This window comes from Mycobacterium sp. ITM-2016-00317 (assembly GCF_002968295.1).
Classification (GTDB): domain Bacteria; phylum Actinomycetota; class Actinomycetes; order Mycobacteriales; family Mycobacteriaceae; genus Mycobacterium.
On sequence record NZ_CP134399.1, the window covers coordinates 5,220,298 to 5,241,044 of the forward strand.

General features: G+C 66.0%; 18 protein-coding genes. 13 read left to right on the plus strand and 5 right to left on the minus strand.

The annotated features are described in order from the left end of the window. The first annotated feature begins 292 nt into the window (after positions 1-292). From C6A87_RS24985 to C6A87_RS25010, 6 genes are read left to right on the plus strand one after another with little or no spacing between them, the layout of a single operon-like run. Entirely contained in the window at positions 293-1,729 is a 1,437-nt protein-coding gene (locus C6A87_RS24985; RefSeq protein ID WP_311114706.1) for a polysaccharide biosynthesis tyrosine autokinase, read from the plus strand. Positions 1,730-1,744: 15 nt separating this feature from the next. Next, a complete protein-coding gene (locus tag C6A87_RS24990) occupies positions 1,745-3,196 on the plus strand; it encodes an O-antigen ligase family protein (RefSeq protein ID WP_311114707.1) in 1,452 nt (483 codons plus the stop codon). Continuing rightward, on the plus strand, positions 3,105-4,121 hold the full coding sequence (locus C6A87_RS24995) for a glycosyltransferase (protein ID WP_311114708.1): 1,017 nt from the start codon (positions 3,105-3,107) through the stop codon (positions 4,119-4,121). The genes C6A87_RS24990 and C6A87_RS24995 overlap by 92 nt, the downstream gene beginning before the upstream one ends. Before the next feature lie 47 nt (positions 4,122-4,168). Then, positions 4,169-4,747 carry a D-sedoheptulose 7-phosphate isomerase gene (locus tag C6A87_RS25000; protein WP_311114709.1) on the plus strand — a complete coding sequence of 193 codons (579 nt, stop codon included), beginning with the start codon at positions 4,169-4,171 and terminating at the stop codon, positions 4,745-4,747. Between the two features lie 31 nt (positions 4,748-4,778). Then, positions 4,779-5,351, plus strand: a complete 573-nt coding sequence (locus tag C6A87_RS25005; RefSeq protein ID WP_311114710.1) for an HAD family hydrolase — start codon at positions 4,779-4,781, stop codon at positions 5,349-5,351. Further along, positions 5,348-6,412 (plus strand): D-alpha-D-heptose-7-phosphate kinase, encoded by a 1,065-nt coding sequence (locus C6A87_RS25010; protein ID WP_311118071.1) that lies wholly within the window; start codon positions 5,348-5,350, stop codon positions 6,410-6,412. The genes C6A87_RS25005 and C6A87_RS25010 overlap by 4 nt, the downstream gene beginning before the upstream one ends. Positions 6,413-6,426: 14 nt before the next feature. Here C6A87_RS25010 and C6A87_RS25015 read toward each other — a convergent pair whose 3' ends face one another. Together C6A87_RS25015 and C6A87_RS25020 are read right to left on the minus strand one after the other, a co-directional pair. Beyond that, a complete protein-coding gene (locus C6A87_RS25015; RefSeq protein ID WP_311114711.1) occupies positions 6,427-7,899 on the minus strand; it encodes an oligosaccharide flippase family protein in 1,473 nt (490 codons plus the stop codon). Positions 7,900-8,077: 178 nt separating this feature from the next. Beyond that, a complete protein-coding gene (locus C6A87_RS25020; RefSeq protein WP_311114712.1) occupies positions 8,078-9,022 on the minus strand; it encodes a GH39 family glycosyl hydrolase in 945 nt (314 codons plus the stop codon). 361 nt (positions 9,023-9,383) lie between these two features. Between C6A87_RS25020 and C6A87_RS25025 the strand changes: the two genes are divergently transcribed. After that, positions 9,384-10,547, plus strand: coding sequence for a hypothetical protein (locus C6A87_RS25025; protein WP_311114713.1), 1,164 nt, complete (start codon positions 9,384-9,386; stop codon positions 10,545-10,547). Between the two features lie 16 nt (positions 10,548-10,563). Here the strand turns inward: C6A87_RS25025 and ipdF are convergent, their stop codons facing one another. Together ipdF and ipdE1 are read right to left on the minus strand one after the other, a co-directional pair. Then, positions 10,564-11,355 carry a (5R,7aS)-5-hydroxy-7a-methyl-1-oxo-2,3,5,6,7,7a-hexahydro-1H-indene-carboxyl-CoA reductase gene (ipdF, locus tag C6A87_RS25030; RefSeq protein ID WP_311114714.1) on the minus strand — a complete coding sequence of 264 codons (792 nt, stop codon included), beginning with the start codon at positions 11,353-11,355 and terminating at the stop codon, positions 10,564-10,566. Further along, the gene (ipdE1, locus tag C6A87_RS25035) at positions 11,352-12,509 is read right to left on the minus strand and encodes an acyl-CoA dehydrogenase IpdE1 (protein ID WP_311114715.1); all 1,158 of its coding nucleotides are present in this window, start codon (positions 12,507-12,509) and stop codon (positions 11,352-11,354) included. Before ipdE1 ends, ipdF begins: the two co-directional genes overlap by 4 nt. Positions 12,510-12,569: 60 nt before the next feature. On the opposite strand from ipdE1, the gene fadD3 reads away from it, so the two are divergent. From fadD3 to C6A87_RS25065, 6 genes are read left to right on the plus strand one after another with little or no spacing between them, the layout of a single operon-like run. Then, the gene (gene fadD3, locus C6A87_RS25040; protein WP_311114716.1) at positions 12,570-14,099 is read left to right on the plus strand and encodes a 3-((3aS,4S,7aS)-7a-methyl-1,5-dioxo-octahydro-1H-inden-4-yl)propanoate--CoA ligase FadD3; all 1,530 of its coding nucleotides are present in this window, start codon (positions 12,570-12,572) and stop codon (positions 14,097-14,099) included. A 1-nt stretch (position 14,100) separates the two neighbouring features. Further along, positions 14,101-15,225, plus strand: coding sequence for an acyl-CoA dehydrogenase family protein (locus C6A87_RS25045; RefSeq protein WP_311114717.1), 1,125 nt, complete (start codon positions 14,101-14,103; stop codon positions 15,223-15,225). A 6-nt stretch (positions 15,226-15,231) separates the two neighbouring features. After that, the gene (locus tag C6A87_RS25050) at positions 15,232-16,191 is read left to right on the plus strand and encodes an acyl-CoA dehydrogenase (protein WP_311114718.1); all 960 of its coding nucleotides are present in this window, start codon (positions 15,232-15,234) and stop codon (positions 16,189-16,191) included. Continuing rightward, on the plus strand, positions 16,188-17,129 hold the full coding sequence (locus C6A87_RS25055; RefSeq protein ID WP_311114719.1) for an acyl-CoA dehydrogenase family protein: 942 nt from the start codon (positions 16,188-16,190) through the stop codon (positions 17,127-17,129). The genes C6A87_RS25050 and C6A87_RS25055 overlap by 4 nt, the downstream gene beginning before the upstream one ends. 51 nt (positions 17,130-17,180) lie before the next feature. Further along, a complete protein-coding gene (locus C6A87_RS25060) occupies positions 17,181-18,293 on the plus strand; it encodes a pyridoxal phosphate-dependent aminotransferase (protein ID WP_311118072.1) in 1,113 nt (370 codons plus the stop codon). After that, positions 18,281-19,447 carry an MFS transporter gene (locus C6A87_RS25065; RefSeq protein WP_311114720.1) on the plus strand — a complete coding sequence of 389 codons (1,167 nt, stop codon included), beginning with the start codon at positions 18,281-18,283 and terminating at the stop codon, positions 19,445-19,447. Before C6A87_RS25060 ends, C6A87_RS25065 begins: the two co-directional genes overlap by 13 nt. 19 nt (positions 19,448-19,466) lie before the next feature. Here the strand turns inward: C6A87_RS25065 and C6A87_RS25070 are convergent, their stop codons facing one another. Then, positions 19,467-20,744, minus strand: coding sequence for an ABC transporter permease subunit (locus tag C6A87_RS25070; protein WP_311114721.1), 1,278 nt, complete (start codon positions 20,742-20,744; stop codon positions 19,467-19,469). Between the last annotated feature and the right edge of the window lie 3 nt (positions 20,745-20,747).

The following is a 20,747-nucleotide window of genomic DNA, read 5'->3' on the forward strand; positions in this document are numbered from 1 at the left end:
AATCACGTTTTTTCCACACTAACTACGCTTTGCTGGTCACACGCTAGTCCGTCACGAAGCGATCGGGGCCGTGGCCAGGCATTCTTAATACTCCCGCTAACGCCATTAGGCACTCAACCCACCGCTCGGCTGTGCACTCCCAGGCGATACCGATCGTTTTGAACGTCCTTGATTACGGCGGTGTTCCGACCGCGGCTCTAAACATCTCCACCCGTGACGACGTCGTCGCCTTCCTTGGCGGCGAGCTATTACCTGGGATAGCGTAGTGCGACTGTGCGCGCGAGCGGCAGGCATGAGAGAGAGCCTCAGCGGTGAAGGGTCGCAGTTGACTGTTCAGGATTTCGCGCGAATCTTACGCACCCGTTGGCGGATCATCTGCGCAACAACAGGTATCGCGATAATCGGCGCCTTCGCTTACTCGCTCTTCATGGCCCCCTCATACCAGGCATCGACCCGCTTGTTCGTCGCGACCGCGGCGGATGGAACCAATTCCGAGATTTATGACGGTAGCCTCTTTGCTGAGCGTAGAGTGCTGTCTTATATCGAACTGTTGGCGGGCGATATTCTGGCGCAGCGCACGATAGACAAACTCGGCCTCGACATGAGTGTCTCGGAACTGCAGGACCAGATCGAAGCAAGTGCGCCGACGGAGACCGTCGTCATCGACGTCGCGGTGTCCGACCGGTCGGCGGCGCGAGCACGCGACATCGCGAATGCACTGTCTGACGAGTTCGTCATCATGGCGGCAGAACTGGAAACGCCGACGCTGGGCGCGCAACCGAATGCGCGCGTAATCGTGCAGCAGCGCGCGGACATCCCCGACAGTTCGACGGCACCGAATACCGCTCGGACGATGGCCGTCACCGCGCTACTCGGCGCGATAATCGGCATCATCATCGCGCTTGTCCGGGGACGAAGTGACCACTCGGTGAGAAGCCCCAGCACCCTCGAGGAAGCAGCCGGCGTCGGGCTCCTTGTCGAGATCCCGTTCGAGGCGAAGTTACGGGAGAATCCGCTCATTTCATTTCAATCCGACTCTTCCCCGTCCGCCGAGGCTTTCCGCGAGCTGCGTGTGAATCTCAAGTTCCTCGAGGTCGCCGAAGGGTCGCGAGTGCTCACGGTGACCAGCGCGATGCCCGAAGAAGGGCGGACCTCTACGGCGATCAACCTCGCCCTCTCACTGGCCGAATCCGGCCACAACGTGATCGTCGTAGACGGTGACATGCGCCGCCCGAGGGTCGCGCGCTATCTGGACCTGTCCGGGAAGAACGGCCTGAGCAATGTGCTCCGTGGCGAGGTTGCCGTGCGTGATGCGCTACAACAAACCTCGTCGACTCGGCTGACGGCGCTCACATCGGGCCCGATCCCCCCCAGCCCCACCGAACTCCTCGAATCCCCGGCTACTACAGATGTCCTGAACGAATTGAGCGCACAGTTCGACTACGTCGTCGTCGATACGCCGTCGCTTCTGAAACCGGACGGCGCAATCCTCGCGGCAGCGTCTCAAGGCGTGCTGATGCTCGCCCGGTTCGGCACGACCCGACGCGGAGATCTTGTTCGAGGCTGCAGCTCGCTCAACCGGGCAGGCGCACCACTCGTCGGCACCGTTCTGACGATGACACCGGCGAAGCGGTCCAGGGGCAGGGCCTATTACAGCAGCTCTGAGGATTCGCAGCCCCTCCCGCAGGTCCCGACGGAACACGGGCCACGCCGGTCGCGCGGAAACTGACCGGACAGCACATCGATGGGCGGGGACGAAGGCACGCGGGGTTCTGTATCTTCCTATGTGGCCGCACCGCCCGTGTATCTGAGGGAGCGCACCCGCTTCCTCGATTCTCCCCCAACGGATTCGAGAATCCGCCGACGGGCATTCGTCCTGCTGCTGGTGACCGCGCTCGGCCTCGTCGTGATCCCTGAGGCCATCAATTACCTGATCGTCAAGCACACACCCGATCTGGCCATCAGCGAAGCCTTGGTTTCGGCTGAGACTCCCGTCGCGGGCCTGGCGCGATGGGTTGGGTCGGCCGCCCTGCTCGCCGTGAGCGCTTGGGGCGTGCTCATGCGCGGGCACCCGAACCGCGACATCACCTGGCTGCTCGTGTTCTTGCTTGCCTTGAACCTGCCCTACCTCGCTGGGCCGGACCGTCCGGGCCCGGCGGACCTGGTCAAGATCCTCCTCGCGAACATCGTTCTGCTGGCGATATGGAACACCGGAGCGCGGGTGGCGGACCTGAAGTGGATTCCGGTCCTGATGTCATGCGTCGGCGCCTATTCGATAGTCGGCGGGCTGATCATTCCCGAATACATGATGTACAACATCGTCTCCAGAAAGTCGCTTGTCGCAGGCTGGGAGCTAGCCGGACCGTTCGGACAGAGCAACGCACTCGGCATGTACTGCGCTATTTCGTTCTCGTTGATACCGCTCATCAAAAAGATCCAGTGGCGAGTGCTCTGCGCGTCGCTTCTATTGGCGACGATAATCCTGTCTGCGACCAGAACGGCGGTGGTCGCAGCCGCGGTAGTCATTCTGTGGTGGATATTCTGTCGAATCCGGCCGCTGATTTCGGTACGTCTGGCAGGTACTGCACTCGCGACTTCCGCCGTTGCAGCCGCCTTCGTCATTCCCTGGCTGGATTGGGGCTCGGACGCGTTCACCGAGCGTGCATTCATCTGGTCTGAGGCACTCGACCTTTGGCAGCAAGCCCCGATCGTCGGCTCCGGTTTCAATTGGTTCCTGGTTCATGGTCAGGCGCAGGCGCAGATCGTGGTCTGGGCCGTCGCCGGTACGGGTCACAACATCGTCGTCGACACGCTGGTGAAGTACGGAGTGGTGGGCCTGGCCACACTCATACCCGTTTGGCTAGGCGCGATTTGGGCGACTCGGGCCATGCGTGCCCCGAACGAACAAATCGCATGCTTCGGCTATCTCAGCGCCTTCTTCGTGATGGCCATCACCGAAGCAGTCTGGGATCTGTGGCCCAACGTGCAGCAGTTCCCCACCAGCGGCCTGATTTTCGCGACGATTCTGATGGCCCGAAATGGCGACCCCGCCAGACAGGAGTCTCCCGATGTTGAGAAACCGAAATCAACGATCGAGCACCCGCGTGCTGTATTCCGGCTTCCACTACCTGCACATCAATCCCGACTCGGGGTACGACAAGGTCGTTCCGGATACCGGCAACTACGTGAGCGGTGAGCGACTCCCCTTCGCCAACCGCCTCGAGTCCACCAGACCGCGACACCTCAACTTCCTGTTGCTGGATCTGCTCACCCTTGTCCGCGGGCTGCGCCACGACACGGTGCACTACTTCCACCCGGAAGCCACCGCCTACCTTTCACCATGGCTTCTCCGCTTGTTCGGCAAGCGCATCGTCTACACGGTGCATCTTGATGATTCTCAGTGGCTGGGCTCGGTACGCAGCACGCACCACCGCATCAAGCAGATATCGCTGCGCGCCGCCCATGTGATCGTTGTTCTCAGCAGCCAACAGCGCGACGTCTTCAGTCAGGCATTTCCGGACAAGAACGTGAGCTTCGTACCCCACGGATTTACGTTCGACGCCATTGCGGAGCCTCCGGTCGAGGTGTTCGAACGACGCACTTGCGAGCCGCGGCGGCTCGTCATGGTCGGGGCCAACTACCGCGATATGGACATGCTGGAACAGGTTGTGGCCGAACGTGGCTCGCGTGAGGTCCAGATCGAACTCGTGGGCATGGACGAGGCGACTAAGCTCCGGTTTGCACAACAGGACGGCGTGGTGTGCCACCCACGCCTGGACGCCGCGAGCTATCACAAGCTGTTGTGGGAATCGTTCGCGCTGCTGCTGCCGCTCACGTTCGCGACGGCCAACAACGCTCTGCTCGAAGCGTACAACTGTTATCTGCCTGCACTGTTGAGCCGCATCGACGGCGTCACGGACTACGTCGCCGACGGTGACCGCTCGTTGTTCTCCTCACCACAGGAATTCTGGTCGAAGTATGACGCTCTGACGACACTCAGCCCGCAGGAACTGCGCGATTACTGCACTACGCTGCACACGGTAGCGAGCGATCGGTATTCCTGGCCGAAAGTCAGGCTCGAACTTTCGAAACTCTACGCACATGGCGACTCTACGCCTTAGCCTTAGCTAACGGGGTAATTGCTACTTAGTTCGGAGGGGGATCGAACGTGAGGTCTGTAGAGGAAATCTTTTCAGATACGATTTCAGTCAAATCAAGGATCCTCAACGACCCCGTTCTTCTTGAAACCGCTCGCGCAGTCGCGAATCACCTGATCTCGGGATACCGGGAAGGTGCCCGGGTCTTCATGTGCGGCAACGGCGGGAGTGCCGCAGATGCCCAGCATTTCGCCGCAGAGCTGACGGGTCACTTCATCTTCGACCGGCCACCACTCGGAGCCGAAGCGCTCCACGGTAATTCGTCCCACATGACGGCTGTGGCCAACGACTACGACTACGAGACAGTCTTCGCGCGTGCACTGGAAGGATCGGCGCGGCTCGGGGACAACCTCGTCGCGATCAGCACGTCGGGAAATTCGGCCAACGTGCTGCGCGCCGCGTCGACCGCGAAGAGACTGGGCGTGAACGTTATTGCGATGACCGGAGAATCAGGCGGTCAGCTGGCAAACTTCGCTGATTTCCTGATCAGGGTGCCGTCCACTGATACCGGGCGCATCCAGGAATCCCACATAGTTTTCATTCACGCAATTTCCGAACATGTCGAGCACGCGTTGTTCGCACCGCGTTGACGACGTTATGCCCGAATGTGCTGCTTGCCGGTTGGTGGTCGAACGAATGGATCGGCAATGGTGTCTTTTCGTGGATCGGGACGGAGTGATCAACCGACGGATCGTCGACGGCTACGTCCGCGAGTGGGGTGACTTCGAGTGGCTGCCGGGCGCGAAACGAGCCCTGGGAATCCTGCGCGCGTGGGCTCCTCAACTCGTGGTCGTGACGAACCAGCAAGGCGTGGGCAAGGGACTGATGGCGTCAGCAGATGTCGCGATGATCCACGATCAGATGCGAAGTGAGCTTGCGGAGTCGGGTGTCTCGATAGACGGCTTTCAGGTGTGCCCGCACCTGGCCGCATCCGAATGCCGTTGTCGCAAGCCCAGGCCAGGGCTGATCCTGGACTGGCTGCACGCGCATTCCGGTTCCCAACCCGCGCTGAGCGTCATGTGCGGTGACAGCCGCAGCGACCTCGAACTGGCTGACAACGTTGCTGCCGTTACGGGAGGATGCGCGGGAATTCAGATCGGTGAACCCACCGGCGTATCCGCCTACGCGTCATATGACACCCTGTGGGATTTCGCGGCCGCGGTCGAACATGCGATACAGGAGCAGGTCTCGTGACGGTCATCCGTGGACGAGCGCCGTTGCGACTCGGCCTCGGCGGCGGCGGGACCGACGTCGACCCGTACTCCACCGAGTTCGGCGGACGAATTCTGAATGCCACGATCGATCGGTACGCCTATGCGTTCGCCGAGCGCTGTGACGGTGACACCATTGCCTTTCGTTCCCCCGACCGCGACAGAGCCGGCACAGGAACCTTCGCGGACCTGGAAAGCCTCAAAGACGATTTTCCCCTGCATGTGGCGGTCTACCGCCGGGTGATCGGCGAGCTCAACCGCGGCGAACCGATCCCGCTCACACTTGCGACTCAGGTCGACGCTCCACCCGGTTCCGGCCTGGGGTCGTCCTCCGCCCTTGTCGTGGCGATGCTGATCACGACGTGCGAACTCATCGGTACGACACTGAGCCCGTACGAATTGGCACGTCTGGCGTGGGAAGTCGAACGGGTGGATCTGGGGATGGCCGGCGGCTGGCAGGATCACTATGCCGCGGCCTTCGGCGGATTCAACTTCATGGAGAACCGGCCGAACGAAGAGGTCGTGGTCAACCCACTGCGCATACGCCGCGAGGTGATCGCCGAGTTGGAGGCGTCCCTTCTGCTCTATTTCGGAGGCGTGTCCCGGCTGTCCTCGGAGGTCATAGCCGAACAGCAGCGCAACGTGGTCGAACGCGAAGTCGATGCGTTGGCCGCGACGCACGCGATTCGCGACGAGGCGCTGGAGATGAAGGACCTCCTCGTCGTCGGCGACATTCCCGGCTTCGCGGATTCGTTGTCGCGGGGATGGGAAGCCAAGAAACGGCTGGCCTCCAGGATCACGACTCCCGCTATCGAGGCGGCCTACGACACCGCGGTGCTCCACGGCATGCTCGCCGGCAAGGTCTCTGGGGCCGGCGGCGGCGGATTCCTCATGATGATCGTCGACCCGAGGCGGCGTATCGAAGTGACACGCAGTCTCGAAAGGGAGTGCGGGGGCACCGTCTCACCGTGTCTGTTCACACATGCCGGTGCGGAGACATGGCGGACCCCATCGGGGCGGAAGCCTCTGACCCCCAGCCGGTGAGGATGACGACGGGATCAGAGTCTGCGCTTCCGCACGTTGGCCAGAATGGCTGTGAACTCTCGAGTTTCGCGTTTGAACGCCGGCACGAATGCAAGCAGCACCACCACCAGCAGCGATGAGATGGACGCCCCGGCCAGTGTCCAGGCCGCCTGCCAACCGCTTCGGGTCAGGGTTTCGCTGACGATGAGTCCGACTGCCACCATGGGCGTCAGGAAGGCGAGCCGCAGCAAGGAGGGCCGCAGGAGTTCCATCGCCGGGAATCCGATTCTGGGCAGTCCTATCACCGTCGACGCGAACCAATTCAGCAGCAGACTGGCGGCATACAGCGCGGCGATCCACTCGGCACCCCTGGTGTTGAACACGAAGTACGCCGCGGTGATCGGTATCCACACTGTCGCGTCGAGCAGCCACACCAAGCCCAACCGACGCTTGCGTGTGTAGAGCCAGTAGTTCACATATCCGAAGATCTGGAAGATGCCACCGATTGCGATGATCTGTGCGAGACGGCCTGATGCACGCCAATCCGAGCCGAACAAGACTTCGACGAGATCCGGGCCACCCACGATGATGAGCACGATGAACGGCAACAGCGCGTACGCCATCGCGAGCTGAACCCGTTTCGCTGCCGCGACCAGGTTCGGGCCCTCTTCGACGCGGGCCAAGATGGGCACGACCACGCGGGTGAGCGGCCCCGCCAACTGCACAAGTGGGAACGCCACAAGTTGAAAGGCCCGGTTGTACAACCCGATCGTCGCCGCGCCGAGGGCCTGTCCAACCGCCGCCGGCGCTGCGTACACTGCCGCATAGTTCGTCAGATCGATTCCCAGGGACGTGGCGCCGAAAGACAAGTGCTCCGTCAAGCCTCGCAGACTCGGTCGCGAACGTGGCACGTAACGCGACAGGACCATCAGCGTCGTGACCAGGACGACCGCGGCTACGCCTTGCTGAACTACCACCGCCCAGTACCCGGCGCCTCGCAGAGCCACGATGCAGGCAGCGACAAGGGCCACCCCCTGCGCGATCGGATCGACGCACGCCAGCGATGCGAACTTGTGCTTACGCGCGAGCTCCGCCCGGAACTGCGACGCCAGCCCGGAAATGCACACGAATGCCGCCAGCCATCGGGTGACCTCCTCCAGCAGCGGCTCTCCGTAGAAAGCGGCGATCAACGGTGCCGCCAGCCAGACGCACCCCGCCGTCACGAGCGCCAAAACCGCGTTGATGTAGAACAGTGCGTCCCGGATCGCAGGGGGGAGACTCGCCTCCCGCATGATCGCCATCGAGAGCCCGAAATCGCTCAGTACCGACGTCACCCCGATTATCGAAGTGACCATCGCCACCAGCCCGAAGTCGACGGGCGTGAGCAGGCGAGCGAGCAGGATCAGGCCCATCAACTGGATCAGCGTGCGAAGCATCTGGCCGATGATGACGGCGAATCCCCCGCGGACAGCGGTCCCCTGAAGAGAACCGCTATCAGAGGAGGTCACGCGTGAGCCGTAGGACGCACGTCGGCAGGCTTCGAAGCAAACACTGGGGAGTCCACCGCAAGAGCGACAGGGCGGAGGGACGAAGTGGCAGTGCGTGTCTCTCCGGTCACCGCCCGAGTCTAGCGCGACCAGCTAACTGCAATCCGGCAGCTTGAGCCCAGTTCAGGCACCCATGCCTCTAGGAAGCGGCTCGGATCAGTGCTGTGGCGGCCGGCTTGAGTGTGAGGTCTTCACGAAGGACGCCGAAACTGTCCTCGTCCTGCGCGGAGTTCCCACCGTCGACGAGCTCGTAGTAGATCAGTGGACCCGCCCAGTCCCAGCGTGCGGTTTGATCACGCGCCTTCACAACGGATCGTGCCTGGTCTTTCTCGGACACCGCGTTCGGTCCTCGTGTCGGCGCCCCGAACTCGGTGATCCAGATCTTCTTTCGGCCGTCCCCGCGGCGCTTCATCACAGCGTGCAGTTCCGGGAGGTCAGTGAATTCACCGATCATCCGCTCGGTCTTGGCCGTGGGCATGGCGGGGAAACTGTAGGGGTGGGCGGCGACGGCGTCGGCGAGTTGCGCCGCCCCGCTGTCGTAGAGCTGCTCGAGGTACTCCGTCGGCGATATCTCGCCCGGCGACGTCGCGTATTTCGGGGAGAGTCCACCGATGAGCAGCGTCGCCTCTGGATCCACTTCGCGTATCGCCTCGGCTGCTACTCGGAACAACGCGCTGTATTCGCGCACATCCGGTCTTGGCGGCCAAAAGCGCCTGATATTTGGTTCATTCCAGATCTCCCAGCTGCCAACCCCTCTCGGGCCATATCTCTCGGCGGCGATGCGGGCGAACCTCGCGAAGGCCGACAGCTCGACAGGCCGGTGATAGGGAGTGATTCCCGAGTGCCCCGGCGCAGATGAACGCGCCCATGGCGGGGTGAATGCGAGAACGGCCAGCACGTTCATTCCGCGGGTTGCGGCTTCACTGACGATCTTGTCGGGGTACGACCAGTCGAACTGCCCGCGCTCCCGCTCGATCCACGCCCAGCCGATGTCCACTCGTACCCAACGGACATTCATCTCCGCCATCAGTTCGAACTGCCGCTCGATGCTAGCGGCGTCGGCGCCCCGGGAATGCACGGTCATACCGATCTCGGTTCGACTCGGAGGGGACTGGCACGACACCGCGACCAACGCGATCGGAACCAGCATCAGGCACGCGAGAAACCTGTGCCTGTTCAAGTCCGCAGACTCATCATCGCTCGTCCCTCAGACCCTCTCGTTCGTCGGGTTCTGCCGCTATTGCATCACGTGCCCCATGACACCAAAGCAGGTTGCGCTGATCATCTCCGGCACAGTCCCGGATTTGCGGTTGCGTACGCCCTGGCCAACTGCGCGGCGTAGCGTTGTTCGGCAGGGGGGCTCAGGTATGGCAAAGAATCACGGAAAATCGACCGGCCGGCCCATGCACGTACTCAGGGATACGCGAACATGGCTACTGGCATCGATGTATGTGATCATCTTCGCCACAAGTGCGGATTTCTCATCGCCGCCTTCCGGCGATGCGCTCGAGTACCGGCAAATATCTTCCGCCGCACCGGAATTACCGACGACTTCGATCGGTTCGGCGTATGCCGGTAGATTTGCCGTCCACTACGCCGTCGGCATACTCGCGAAACTACCCGGTGTCTCGCTCGATACGGCCTACGCCCTGGCCTGGGCCATCACCATGGCTGCACTATTCGCCGTGGTCCTCGCCCTCTTCCGACACCTACCCGTGCCTGAGTTCGCGCTGTGCTCTGCTCTTTTCGTCCTGAATCCCTATACCTTGCGGCCCTTCGTCTCGCAGACGGACTCGTTGCAGGATCTTGTCTTCGTGGCGGGTTTAGGTATCTGCCTGCTCGGCCTGAGGCGGCAGGCGCCGGTCAAAGTGCTCGGCGGGCTGCTTATCGCCGCACTCGGACGCCAGACGGCCATCGGGGTCACACCCGTTGCTGCACTGTGGATCCTGGTGGATCCGGCATGGCGGAAGCCGGAACGTGCGCATGCTCGGCCGTGGACGACGGCGGCGGCAACCCTTGCGCTGCCTTTCGTCATCTATGGCGGCATCAAGGTGTGGACCGCCCGCTTCTCTGTGGATTACGAACCCTCACTGCTACGTGATTCGGTACTGACCCGCATCGGTGACCTGCCCGCAGCAGCACCGGAACTGGCCGCACACCTGGCCCGCACCGCGATACCGCTCACCCTGCCGGTAGCCGTATTGGTCCCGCTGGTCGTGATTGCCGGTTGGCGCAATCTGTCTGTGCCGTGCTGGATGAGCCTCTTGATGGCCGGCGCACTGGCGGCACAGCCGGCGATGATCGATCCGGCGTGGGTGGGCTTCCAATCGAACGAGCAGCGCCTTGGAGCGCTGGCCGTTCTACCGCTCGTCTATGCGATCTCCGAGGTCCTCGGCAGCCTGAGCGACCGTCCGCACCGGAAGCTCGCTGTCGGCTTCACCGTCGCGGTGATCGCCATCGCGTCGTTGCACCATGAGTTCACGTCGTTCGGGCCTGCGTCTCTGGCACAATTCCTGTCAGTTCAGCTGGTGGCAGCTGTGGCCGTCGCCGGGCTGATCACCTTTGACCGGCGCGCGGTGCGTAAACCCACGGCGGCACAGGAAGCGTGATATCTGCGTGCCGGACTTACGCCCGTTGGCTCGACACCGAGATCACCTCGCCGGTCAGGTAACTGGAGTAGTCGCTGGCCAGGAACGCGATGGTGGCCGCGACCTCCCACGGCTCCGCAGCGCGGCCGAACGCCTCGCCTTCGGCCAACCGGTCGAGCAGTTCGGAGCTGCTGGTCTTCTCCAGGAACTTGTGCCGGGCGATGCTCGGTGAGACCGCGTTGATCCGCACCCCGTACTCGACGGCCTCGACCGCGCTGCACCGGGTCAGCGCCATCACGCCGGCCTTGGCCGCGGCGTAGTGCGACTGCGAGTGCTGTGCGCGCCAGCCCAGCACGCTGGCGTTGTTCACGATGACACCGCCGTGCGGCACGTCGCGGAAGTACCGCAACGCGGCCCGGGTCGCCCGCATCACCGACGTCAGCGTCACGTTGAGGACGCGATCCCACTCGTCGTCGGTCATGTCGATGACCGGCGTCTGCCCGCCCAGGCCGGCGTTGTTCACCAGAACGTCGAGGCGACCGGCCTTTTCGACCGTACGGGCGATCAGCGCGTCGACGGCTTCGGTGGAGGTGACGTCACACACCACCGAGTCGACCTTGCCGAGGCCGAGCGCAGCGAGTTCGTCGCGGGTCTCGCCGAGCCGGCGTTCGTGATAGTCGGAGACCACCACGTCGGCACCCTCGAGCAGCGCGCGCCGTGCGGTCGTCGACCCGATGCCGGTGCCGGCCGCGGCGGTCACCAGCACGACCTTGCCCTTGAGCAGGTCATGGCCCGCGATCTCAGTGGGCGCGATGGACAGATCGGTCATGAACCTTTGGCCTCCCGGGGCAGGCCGAGCACCCGCTCGGCGATGATGTTGCGCTGGATCTCGTTGGACCCGCCGTAGATGGTGTCCGAGCGGGAGAACAGGTACAGCCGTTGCCATTCACTGAACTCCCCGTCCGGCAACGTCAGCCCTGCCATCCCTTCGACATCCATCGCGATCTCGCCGAGTTCGCGATGCCAGTTGGCCCACAACAACTTTGAGATGTTGTCCTGCCCGGGCCTCTCGACGTCCATCGTCGCCAGGGCGTAGGACCGCATCGCCTTGAGACCGGCCCACGAGCGGACCAGCCGCTCGCGGATCAGCGGGTCGTCGGCGGCACCGGTGCGCTTGGCCAGCTCGACGAGATTGGCATGCTCACGCGCGTAACGGATCTGCTGACCGAGGGTGGACACCCCGCGCTCGAAGGTCAGCGTCCCCATGGCCACCCGCCAGCCGTCACCCGGTTCGCCGACCACGAGGCCGGCGTCGGTGCGGGCGTCGTCGAAGAAGACCTCGTTGAACTCGGAGTCGCCGGTCAGCTGGATGATCGGCCGAATCTCGACGCCGGGCTGCTCCAGCGGGACCAGTAGGTAGGACAGGCCGGCGTGGCGCTTGGAGCCCTTCTCGGTGCGGGCCACCACGAAGCACCACTGCGCCCAGTGCGCCAGCGACGTCCAGACCTTCTGGCCATTGATGAGCCACTGCCGGCCCTCGTCGTCGAGCACCGCGGTGGTGGACACGTTGGCCAGGTCGCTACCTGCGCCAGGCTCGGAGTAGCCCTGCGACCACAGCTCGGTGACGTCGAGGATCTTCGGCAGGAAGCGCTGCTGCTGTTCCGGTGTGCCGTAGGCGATCAGCGTCGGGCCGAGCAGCTCCTCGCCGAGGTGGTTGACCTTGTCGGGGGCGTTGGCTTTGGCGTACTCCTCGTAGAACGCGACGCGGTGCGCGACCGACAGCCCGCGGCCGCCGTGTTCCTCGGGCCACCCCAGGCAGGTCAGCCCGGCGGCAGCCAGATGCCGGTTCCATTGCAGCCGTTCCTCGAAGGCCTCGTGCTCGCGGCCGGGCCCTCCCAGGCCCTTCAACGCGGCGTATTCGCCGACCAGATTCTCGGCGAGCCAGTCGCGGACCTCAGCCCTGAACTCCTGGACCTCTATCACCCCTGTAGGGTAGCCTACCAAGCACTTGCTTGGGTAGCCGATCCCCTGGAGGAGCGTTCGATGACGAAGTCCGCGCGGACCACTCCCGCGGTTCTCGACCGGATCGCGCGCGAGTTGCCCGACCACCCCGCCGTCGTCACGACCGACAGGACGTTGACCTACGCCGAGCTGCGCTCCGAGGTCCGGCAGGCGGCCGCGGCGATGATCGAGCTGGGCATCGAACCGGGCGACCGGGTGGCGATCTGGTCGCCCAACACCTGGCACTGGGTGGTCGCCTGCCTGGCCATCCACCACGCCGGCGGTGTCCTGGTCCCGCTCAACACCCGCTACACCGCCGGTGAGGCCGAAGACATCCTGGCTCGCACCGCGGCGCCACTGCTGTTCGCGTCCGGGGAGTTCCTCGGCGCGGACAAAGCCGGTTCGGTCGACCGGGACGCGCTGCCCGCGCTGCGCGAGGTCGTGCGCATCCCGATCGAGACCGACGACGGCACCTGGGACGAGTTCGTGGCGCGCGCCGCCGATCTCACCGCCGTCGACCAACGCGCCGCGGCGGTGACCGACGACGACGTCTCCGACATCCTGTTCACCTCCGGCACCACCGGCCGCAGCAAGGGCGTGCGCTGCGCACACCGCCAGTCGCTGGACGCGTCTGCCGCGTGGGCGGCCTGTGGGCAGGTGTCGTCCAGCGACCGCTACCTGTGCATCAACCCGTTCTTCCACAACTTCGGCTACAAGGCAGGCATCCTGGCCTGCCTGCAGACCGGCGCCACGCTGTTCCCCGAGCTGACGTTCGATCCGGAGAAGACGATGCGCGCGGTGCAGGAGCACGGCGTCACCGTGCTGCCGGGGCCCCCGACGATCTACCAGACGCTGCTGGACCACCCCAAGCGCACCGAATTCGACCTCAGCTCACTGCGTTTCGCGGTCACCGGGGCGGCCACCATCCCCGTCGTGCTCATTGAGCGGATGCAGACCGAACTCGACATCGACATCGTCCTGACCGCGTACGGGCTGACCGAGGCCGCGGGCTTCGGCACGATGTGCCGCGCCGACGACGACGCGGTGACGGTTGCGACGACGTCGGGCCGGCCGATCGCGGACTTCGAACTGTGCATCGGTGAGCAGGGCGAGGTGCTGCTGCGCGGACCCAACGTGATGCTGGGCTACCTGGACGACCCCGAGGCCACCGCCGCCGCGATCGACGCCGAAGGTTGGCTGCACACCGGCGATGTCGGCGAACTCGACGCCGACGGGAACCTGAAGATCACCGACCGGCTCAAGGACATGTACATCTGCGGCGGGTTCAACGTCTACCCGGCCGAGATCGAGCAGGTGCTCGCGCGCCTCGACGGCGTCGCCGAGACCGCGGTGATCGGCGTCCCCGACGAGCGCCTCGGCGAGGTCGGCAAGGCGTTCGTGGTCACGCTGCCCGGCGCCGAACTGGACGAGAAGACCGTGATCAACCATGCGCGAGAGCATCTCGCGAACTTCAAGACCCCGCGCAGCGTCGAGTTCCTCGACGCGCTCCCGCGTAATCCGGGCGGCAAGGTGGTCAAGCCACTGCTCCGTCAACACACTGAGAGGGCCTGAGTTGGACCTGACCTTCGACGACGCCACGTGCGAGTTCCGGGCCGAGGTGCGTGAGTTCCTCGCCGCGAACAAGGACGCGTTCCCGACCAAGTCCTACGACACCGCCGAGGGCTTCGAACAGCACCGCCGCTGGGACAAGGTGCTTTTCGACGCCGGACTGTCGGTGATCACCTGGCCGGCCAAGTACGGCGGCCGCGACGCCACGCTGTTGCAGTGGATCGTCTACGAGGAGGAGTACTTCCGCGCCGGCGCCCCGGGCCGGGCCAGCGCCAACGGCACCTCGATGCTGGCGCCGACGCTGTTCGCGCACGGCACCGAGGAACAGCTGGACCGGATCCTGCCCAAGATGGCCAGCGGCGAGGAGATCTGGGCGCAGGCGTGGTCGGAACCGGAGTCCGGCAGCGACCTGGCGTCGCTGCGGTCGACGGCGACCCGCACCGACGGCGGCTGGCTGCTCAACGGGCAGAAGATCTGGAGCTCGCGTGCGGTGTTCGGCGAGCGCGCGTTCGGACTGTTCCGGTCCGATCCCGAGGCGCAGCGCCACAAAGGTCTGACGTACGTCATGTTCGACCTGAAGGCGGACGGCGTGACGGTCCGGCCCATCGCACAACTCGGCGGCGACACCGGCTTCGGGGAGATCTTCCTCGACGACGTCTTCGTCCCCGACCAGGACGTGATCGGCAGCGTGCACGAGGGCTGGCGAGCCGCGATGAGCACCTCGAGCAACGAGCGGGGCATGTCGCTGCGCAGCCCGGCCCGCTTCCTCGCCCCGGCCGAACGCCTCGTCGCACAGTGGAAGGACAACCCTGACCCGGCCTTCATCGACCGGGTCGCCGATGCATGGATCAAGGCGCAGGCCTACCGGCTGCACACGTTCGGCACCGTCACCCGGGTCGCAGGCGGCGGTGAGCTGGGCGCGGAATCGTCGATCACCAAGGTGTTCTGGTCCGACCTCGACGTCGTGCTGCATCAGACCGCGCTGGACCTGCGGGGCGCCGACGGCGAACTCTTCGATTCGGTGACCGAGGGTCTGCTGTTCGCGCTCGGCGGACCGATCTACGCCGGAACCAACGAGATCCAGCGCAACATCATCGCCGAGCGGCTCCTGGGCCTGCCCCGAAAGTAGACGAACGTGAACTTTGAGATCGACGATCAGCAGCGCGATTTCGCGGCCAGCATCGATGCCGCGCTGGGCTCGGCCGACGTGCCCGCCGCGGTACGGGCCTGGGGCGACGGCAACCTCGCCCCCGGCCGCAAGGTGTGGGCGCAGCTCGCCGACCTGGGGGTGACCGCGCTGATGGTCCCCGAGAAATTCGACGGCATCGATGCGCACCCGGTGGACCTGGTGGTAGCGCTGGAACGGCTCGGCCGGTGGAACGTGCCGGGCCCGGTCGCCGAATCGATCGCGGTGGCACCGGTCCTGCTCGCCGACGACGAGCGCAGCGGGGCACTGGCCTCTGGCGAGTTGATCGCGACGGTCGCCGCGCCGCCCCTGGTGCCGCGTGCGGTCGGCGCCGACACCGCGGGCCTGGTCCTGCTCGCCGGCGACGGCACGGTGTGCGATGCGACCGCGGCAGGCGAGCACGAGTCCGTCGATCCGAGCCGGAAACTGTTCGAGGTCAACGCCTCCGGTGAGGCGAGGGCCGCGGACGTGGCGCGCGCGTTCGAGTTCGGCGCGCTGGCCACCTCGGCGCTGCTCGTCGGCGCCGCGCAGGCCATGCTGGACGCGTCGGTGGAGTACGCCAAGCAGCGCAGCCAGTTCGGCACGGTGATCGGCACCTACCAGGCGATCAAGCACAAGCTGGCCGACGTGCTGATCGCCGTCGAATTGGCCCGGCCGCTGGTCTACGGCGCGGCGCTGTCGCTCGCGGACGGCTCGGTCGACACCGCCCGCGACGTCAGCGCGGCCAAGGTCGCGGCGGCCGACGCGGCACTGCTGGCCGCCCGGTCGTCGCTGCAGACCCACGGGGCGATCGGATTCACCCAGGAGCACGACCTGTCGCTGTTGCTGCTGCGGGTGCAGGCACTGCGCCCCGCATGGGGCGATCCGACGTGGCACCGGCGGCGAGTTTTGGAGGAACTGACCAGATGAGCGACGAACGGGACCTGCTGCGCGACACCGTCGCCGCGCTGGTCGACAAGCACGCGTCGCCCGAGGCGGTGCGCAAGGCGGCGGCCTCGGAGCGGGGCTACGACGAGTCGCTCTGGAAGACGCTGTGCGAGCAGGTCGGCGCCGCTGCACTGGTGGTGCCGGAGGAACTCGGCGGCGCCGGTGGCGAACTGGGCGACGCCGCAGCAGTTCTCGAAGAACTGGGCAAGGGCCTGGTGCCGACGCCGCTGCTCGGCACCACGCTGGCCGAACTTGCGCTGCTGTCGGTCGACCAGCCGGACGAAGACCTGCTCGGGGCGCTGGTTGAGGGCACCGCGATCGGGACCGTGGTGTTCGACCCGGCCTACGTCGTCAACGGCAATGTCGCCGACGTCGTGGTCGCCGCCGACGGCGACGCACTGACCCACTGGACCTCCTTCACCGCGACCCCGGCGGTGGCGATGGACATCACGCGTCCGTTGGCCGCCCTCGAGGCCGCACAGACCTCGCCGCTGGGCGCCGATCCCGGTCTGGCGGACACCGCGGCGATCCTGCTGGCCGCCGAACAGATCGGCGCCGCGACGCGCTGCCTCGAGCTGACCGTGCAGTACACCAAGGACCGGGTGCAGTTCGGCCGCCCGATCGGCAGCTTCCAGGCGCTCAAGCACCGGATGGCCGATCTGTACGTCGCGGTGCAGTCGGCCAAGGCCGTCGTCGACGCAGCGGTCGCCGAGCCGAGCTCTTCTGGGGCGGCGCTGGCCCGGTTGGCGGCCTCCGAGGCGTTCTCGGCCGTGGCGGCCGAGGCGGTGCAGATGCACGGCGGCATCGCGATCACGTGGGAGAGCGACATCCAGCTGTACTTCAAGCGGGCGCACGGCAGCGCGCAGCTGTTCGGGCCGCCGCGGCAGCAGCTGCGTCGGCTCGAATCCGAGGTGTTCTAGCCTGGCCAGGTGACTCCTTCGCTGCGCTCGGGTATCCCGCCGTTCTATGTGATGGACGTGTGGCTGGCCGCGGCGGAACGCCAGCGCACCCACGGTGACCTGGTCAATCTCTCGGCGGGACAGCCCAGCGCCGGGGCGCCGACGGCGGTGCGCGAGGCCGCCGTCGCGGCACTGAACCGCAACGAGCTCGGCTACTCCGTCGCGCTCGGCATCCCTGAACTGCGGGCCGCGATCGCCGACTCGTACCAGCAGCGCCACGCGCTGCCGGTCGACCCCGATGACGTCGTCGTCACGACGGGCTCGTCGGGCGGATTCCTGTTGGCGTTTCTGGCGTGCTTCGACCCCGGGGACCGGGTGGCGATCGCCAGCCCCGGATATCCCTGCTACCGCAACATCCTGACGGCGCTGGGCTGTGAGGTGATCGAGCTGCCCTGCGGACCCGAGACCAGGTTCCAGCCGACGCTGCAGATGCTCGAGGCGTTGGACCCGCCCGTCTCGGGCGTGATCGTCGCGAGCCCCGCCAACCCGACCGGCACGGTGATCCCGCCCGAGGAACTCGCCGCGATCGCGTCCTGGTGTGAGGCCTCCGGGGTCCGGCTGATCAGTGACGAGGTGTACCACGGGCTGGTCTATCCCGGTGCGCCGGCGACCAGCTGCGCATGGGAGTCCTCCCGGGAAGCGGTTGTGGTGAACAGCTTCTCGAAATACTTCGCGATGACCGGGTGGCGGCTGGGCTGGCTGCTGGTGCCCCAGGAACTCAAGCGGGCCGTGGACCGGTTGACCGGCAACTTCACGATCTGCCCTCCAGTGCTGCCCCAACTGGCCGCCGTATCGGCCTTCACCCCCGAGTCCATCGCCGAGGCTGAGGCGCTGCTCGACATCTACGCGGCCAACCGAACCCTGCTGCTCGACGGGCTGCGCGCGATCGGCATCGACCGGCTGGCACCGACCGACGGTGCGTTCTACGTCTACGCCGACGTGTCGCACCTGACCACCGACTCGCTGGCCTTCTGCTCCAAGCTGTTGGACGAGACCGGCGTGGCCATCGCCCCCGGGGTCGACTTCGACACCGTCCGGGGAGGCGCATTCGTGCGACTGTCGTTCGCGGGCCCGACCTCCGACCTCGAGGAGGCGTTGCGCCGCATCGGGGCATGGCTGGGCTGACGCCCGCAGCCCAGCGGGCACCGTTGTTGGCTGCCGGGTTCACGACAGCCTTCGGCGCCCACGCGGTCGCGGGCACGTTGGGCACCACCACCACGGGTACCGCGGCGTCGCTGCTGACACTCGGGGCACTGTTGGCGATCTACGACGGCGCCGAGGTCGTCCTCAAACCGGTCTTCGGGACCCTTGCCGACCGGATCGGCGCACGCACCGTGCTCATCGCCGGGTTGCTGATCTTCGTGGCCGCCTCGGCGGCGTATGCGGTGGCCGACGACACCGGGTGGCTCTGGGCGGGACGCTTCGGCCAGGGTGTGGGCGCCGCGGCCTTCTCCCCTGCCGCGTCGGCGCTGGTGGCCCGCCTGACCCCGGCGGGCGGCCACGGTCGCGCGTTCGGCACCTACGGCTCCTACAAGTCGATCGGGTACACACTGGGGCCGCTACTGGGCGGAGTGATCGTCGCCGTGGGCGGGATGCGCACACTGTTCGCGGTGATGGCGGTGCTGGGCGGCGTGGTCGCCGTGTGGGCGGCGGTCTCGGTACCCGCACTGAAGCCCCTCCCCCGACAGCGGCAGACCCTGGTCGACACGTTGCGTCGGTTTTCCGAATCCTCCTTCATCACACCGACTCTCGCGCTCGTCTCGGCCACCGCGGCACTGTCGGTCGGCGTCGGGTTCCTGCCGGTCGTCGGGACACAGGCCGGTCTGTCCCCAGTCGTCACCGGCGCAGTCGTCTCCGTGCTTGCGCTGACCACGGCGCTCGTGCAGCCCGCCGCCGGCCGCGCACTCGACGCAGGGCGGATCACCGTGACCGCAGGCATCACGTCCGGTGGGCTGCTCACCGCGGCGGGGCTGGCCGCAGTGCTGATCCCCGGGGTGGCGGGCCTGCTGTGCGCCGCGGTCGTGATCGGGCTTGGTTGTGGACTGATCACCCCGCTCGCGTTCACGATGCTGGCCCGGTCGACACCCGAAGAACGGCTGGGTCAGACCATGGGCGCGGCTGAGGTGGGCCGCGAATGCGGTGACGCCGCGGGCCCTCTGCTGGTCGCGTCCATGGCAGCAGCGACCAGCGTGCCGCTGGGCTTCGTCGGGCTGGCCGCGCTCGTGACGCTCTCGGGCGTCGCGACGTTCGGCGTGAACCGGGTGCGCGGTGCCGGATGATCCGTTCCGGTCCAGCGGGCTAACTCAATCCCGTCGACGAACGGCGGCGCCGCGAGATCGCGTCGACGCTGGCGGCCAGCAGAAGCACACCGCCGGTCACCAGGAAGTTGATGTACGACGACTGGTTGAGCAGACCCAGACCGTTGGCGATGGTCGCGACCACCACCCCGCCGATCACCGCGTCGATCGCCCGGCCCCGGCCGCCGAACAGGCTGGTACCACCGATGACCGCCGCGCCGACGGCGTAGAGCAGCGTGTTGCCCGCGCCCGACGAGGCCGACACCTTGCCCGCGTACGACGCCGCGATGATGCCGCTCAGCGCGGCCAGCGACGAGCACACGATGAACACCGACACCCGGATGCGGTCCACCGAGATACCCGCCCGGCGTGCGGCTTCGGCGTTGCCGCCGACGGCGTAGATGTGCCTGCCGTAGGACGTGCGCTTGAGCACCACGGTCATCGCGATCAGCAGCACCAGGATCAGCGGCAGCACATACGGGATTCCGCGGATCTCCGCGCTGGCGTTGACGCTGCGGTTGACGCTCATCACGTACGTCACACCGAGTACCACCGCGGCCACCGCGGACACCCGTGCGACCACGACACCGATGGGCGGGTGGGCCAGTTGCAGGGCAATCTTGCGCCGGTACTGGCCGAATTCCAGTGCGGCGAAACCGATCACCACCACCGCGGCGATCGTCCAGCCGACGGTGACCGGCAGGTTGCTGATCGTCAGCCCGCGGATCACCGGGTTGTCGACGCGCACAGAGCCGCCCTCGCCGATGAGCTTGAGCGTGACACCCTGCAGTCCGAGAAAGAACGCCAGCGTGACGACGAACGACGGGATACCCAGCTTCGCGCGCAGCAGGCCGATCGCGAGCCCGATGACTGCGCCGCAGGCGATCCCGGCCGCCATCGCGACCCACCAGGGCCAGCTCATGTTCACCACGGCCAATGCCATCGCGCAGGCCGCCACCCCGCCGGCGACGCCGGCCGACAGGTCGATGTCGCCGAGCAGCAGCACGAACACCAGGCCCATCGCCAGCACGCAGATCGACCCGGCCTGGGTGATGAGATTGGCGAGGTTCAGCGCGGACAGGAACCGGTCGTTGGCCAGGCCGAAGACCACGAACAACACGACCAGGCCGAGGAAGGCCGGCAGGGATCCCATGTCCCCACCGCGGACCCGTTGCAGGTATCCGCGTACCGCGTCGCCGAACGTGTCGTCGGTGCGCTGGTCATCCGAGAACCCGGACTCGGCCGTAGCGAGCCCGGATTCGGGACGGACAGTGGTCATTTC

Coding starts and splice junctions, on each gene's coding strand:
- C6A87_RS24985 (WP_311114706.1), top strand. CDS start 293: ATGAGAGAGAGCCTCAGCGGTGAAGGGTCGCAGTTGACTGTTCAGGAT.
- C6A87_RS24990 (WP_311114707.1), top strand. CDS start 1,745: ATGGGCGGGGACGAAGGCACGCGGGGTTCTGTATCTTCCTATGTGGCC.
- C6A87_RS25020 (WP_311114712.1), bottom strand. CDS start 9,022: ATGACCGTGCATTCCCGGGGCGCCGACGCCGCTAGCATCGAGCGGCAG.
- C6A87_RS25025 (WP_311114713.1), top strand. CDS start 9,384: ATGTATGTGATCATCTTCGCCACAAGTGCGGATTTCTCATCGCCGCCT.
- ipdF (WP_311114714.1), bottom strand. CDS start 11,355: ATGACCGATCTGTCCATCGCGCCCACTGAGATCGCGGGCCATGACCTG.
- fadD3 (WP_311114716.1), top strand. CDS start 12,570: ATGACGAAGTCCGCGCGGACCACTCCCGCGGTTCTCGACCGGATCGCG.
- C6A87_RS25055 (WP_311114719.1), top strand. CDS start 16,188: ATGAGCGACGAACGGGACCTGCTGCGCGACACCGTCGCCGCGCTGGTC.
- C6A87_RS25060 (WP_311118072.1), top strand. CDS start 17,181: ATGGACGTGTGGCTGGCCGCGGCGGAACGCCAGCGCACCCACGGTGAC.
- C6A87_RS25065 (WP_311114720.1), top strand. CDS start 18,281: ATGGCTGGGCTGACGCCCGCAGCCCAGCGGGCACCGTTGTTGGCTGCC.
- C6A87_RS25070 (WP_311114721.1), bottom strand. CDS start 20,744: ATGACCACTGTCCGTCCCGAATCCGGGCTCGCTACGGCCGAGTCCGGG.